This is a genomic window from Pseudomonadota bacterium (genome assembly GCA_022361155.1).
Lineage (GTDB): Bacteria > Myxococcota_A > Polyangia > Polyangiales > JAKSBK01 > JAKSBK01.
This window is the reverse complement of record JAKSBK010000177.1, coordinates 1-3151: the sequence shown is the minus strand read 5'-3', so window position 1 is coordinate 3151 and position 3151 is coordinate 1. Positions and strand designations below refer to the sequence as shown.

At 60.5% G+C, this 3151-nt stretch carries 1 protein-coding gene; it reads right to left on the bottom strand.

Annotated features, from left to right (window positions below; genetic code table 11):
• Positions 1-131 precede the first annotated feature (131 nt).
• On the bottom strand, positions 132-2219 hold the full coding sequence (locus MJD61_06310) for a hypothetical protein (GenBank protein ID MCG8554888.1): 2088 nt from the start codon (positions 2217-2219) through the stop codon (positions 132-134).
• Positions 2220-3151: the final 932 nt, after the last annotated feature.

Below are 3151 nucleotides of genomic sequence, written 5' to 3'. Positions count from 1 at the left end.
CGCCGCAAGGCTCGCACAGCACACGGCAAGCCACAGGACCCGACATGATCCGAGATTACGTAGCGCTAAGACAAAAGACATTGGTTGCCTCCTCCAGACCGGAGTTGGGGCCCAGTCAATCATCCACAGGCTCAGGGCGACGCAGGAAAGCCGTCGTCCACCTGTTCGATCTCGTAGTGCAGCGCGTACTGGTCGCAGCACTGACCGCTCTGGTTTTCCGGGCACGCGGGGACCGCCGGCCGGTTCGCCAACCACATGAAGTAGTTGGGATGCACGCTCATCATCAGATAGTAGGTACTCCCCGGCGTGCACGCCACATCGATCGGAACATTGAGGCTCGTACCCCCGCCCAGCGTGGTCCGGTAGACACGGCTGCTGAAGTAATTCTCGACCCCGTCTATCTCGCAGTACGAGTTGACGTTGTCCGACCAGCAGTACCTGACCACGTGCTCGTCCAGGCTGATGTTCGAATTCTCCTGCCGTTTGCCCTCCTGGGTCATCAGGACGGCACGAGCGCGAAGGTGCGTGCCGCCGCCCGCCCGGCAGGTGGCCGCCACCCTGAAGTAGTCCTGGTCAGGACAAGGCCATTGCTGTGCGCCGCTACACTCCAGCGTGGGGTAGGGTGGCGCTGGAGGCGGTGGATCCGGGATCTCCCAGGGCGGTTTGGTCATGTTCTCGTTGCGCGGAAAAAGTCGGCCCGTGACGAGCTCGTTCAGCGGCGTGCCGGTGAACGCCGGAAGTACCTTGGGTGCCAAGAACGTATCCCCGTAGTCTTCCGCGGCGCCGTTGCCTTCATCGTTCGGGAACTCGCAGTCGGCAGCGGGCGGCCCGGGGGGCGGGAGTTGGGGGGGTTGGACGAGGGGACAGTTCGGCTGTCCGGCCTCGATGGCACGGGCTGCAAACGCGTGCCACGCCGGCACGTAGTATGTATCGATGATGTCTTGCGGGATCAAACCAGGGGCTTGGTGGTAGATGAGCGTGTTCATGTGCTGCAGCATCCGACAGGGACTGCGCCAGTCCCCGCGGATCGGTGCGCCATTCACCATCACATAGATGGGGCTCGTTTCCGCGCGCGGGGCCCGCACGGTAACCCATGAGCTTTTCTGGAGCTGCAGATCGGTGATCTGGTAGACGAAATTTCCACGGGCACCGCCGTGCGTCCATTGTCGAACTATTTCCCCGTTGGCGATCAATTGAACCAACCCAGGTGTCCCGCCCTGGCTCTTCCCGCTTATATTGACTTCGAGCAACTCTCCCGCGCTCACTGCCAGTTCGTCACCCATGTACTTTCTCGGCTGACCAGACCTATTGATGCTGAAAACCAGCTCGTTGTCAAAGAAGCCATCGCCGAAGATCCGCCTGCCGGCAGAGACGATGGTGCGACCGGCCTTGATACCCGCCAAGTACGAGGCGTAGTTCACCGGGTTGTCGACAATAACGCGCGTGCGTAGCTCACCGATCTGAGATTGCGCGCAGCGATTGTCACTGGCTCCGGCCAGCGCGATGCGGTATCCGCTGTTTTGCAGATCGCTAAACACCTGCCAGGCCTCCCGTGAGAGCACCCCGGTTTCCTGCAACTCCGCAGGCTCGCTTGTTTCGACGGCCATGAACGATACGTTCTCGCGTGTGACATGCACGGGAAGCTCCAGCGGTGCGATATTTAGCGCCGGAAACGAGTAGTCCAGCCTCCAATTCTGCGTGTGATTCACGCCGAAGAGGTCGGCCCTTCCGCCGTTGGTGCTCTGGTCCAAGGCCCAATTCACGATCGGTATCCCGCTGCTCGAGAAAAGCTGCCAGAGCAGGCAGGTGCAGGTGGGCCCCGGGCACGGCCCCGACGATGGACAGGGTCCGAATCCTCGGATGTCCCCGAGACCGAGCACGGTCAGATGCCCCATGAGGGGTGCCGAGTAGCCAGGGACCATCGACACCTCCAGATCGTAATGCAGGATCTTTCCGGGATGGCCGGCGTCGGTTCGATCAACACCGTCCAGGAATCCATCCCATTCCTGCACACCCGTGCGGCTCCACACGAGCACACTGCCTATGTCCACGCCGCGCTCCTCCATCGTGTCGAAGATGGATGCCGGACCCAGGTATCCAATCCCGGTATTGGGATCGTACACCGAGGAGTCGGGACCACCGACGCGGCTGCAACCATCCGAATGGATGTGGATGTCGCCCCAGACCCAGGAAATCGTGTCGTCCGCGCCGCCCTGCACTGTGACCCCAGGGGCCGCTACACGTGCACTGCCAGACGCTCTCGCCTCTGCCGAACCAGCAGTCTCGCCCGGAGCGGATCGCGAAGCGGAGACGTCCTGCTGGTCCTCCTGAACACTACACGCTGACAACGGTCCGCACACGATGGCGGATGCCGAACAAGCTAAACGACTGCACCAGCACCAGTGAATCCCACTCATCGACAACCTTCCCATGACGTCGCTCCTACTCACCACAGCGACATGCCCCCAATGACATGCCGAAGCTGCAGCAGCACAACTCGATAACACCGTTTGATGAACCAAGGCAAGCGCCTCTACACCGAGATTCAAGGTCTCAATCCCGGTTTGGAGGCAGCACGATAGCGAAGCATTTTTCACATAAAGGAACACCGCTAGAGGCATGCAATCGCAGTGCGAACTCACGCTTCGATCCATCATCAAGGGCATTTTAGCCTAAACTGCTCGCTCACGGGAAGCGTTTGTGCATGCACAGCCCTTTGGGCATTCTTAACCCGTAAGGGTATAACGGAAGGCGTCGACAAAGTCCCAAAAAACCTAGACACTCGCCACTCATTCTTCCCGGGTTTACAGGTTTGCAGGTCTTGCGGTGCCACGCGCTTCTCTGCATAGCGAGGATTCCGAATGACGAGGAGGACATCGTCCAACAGCGCGCAGCTTGACCCTTGCCTGTTCGATCGCAGCGTTGGCTACGTTGCGTACCTCTTGCCTGAGCCATCTGGCGCAAATACGAGCGGGCACGGAGATAGGCTCTGTGTAGAGGTCATCCGGGGGTGCGTTCGTATTTGTCAATTCGGCGGCGACCCGACCCTCGATGGAGCCGGTGTCAAGTACATGCAGTGGTCCCCTCCGGCAGCGCGGTGCGCAGTCGGCAATCTCACCCATCGATACGTGCTTTGAATCCGGCCTAACGT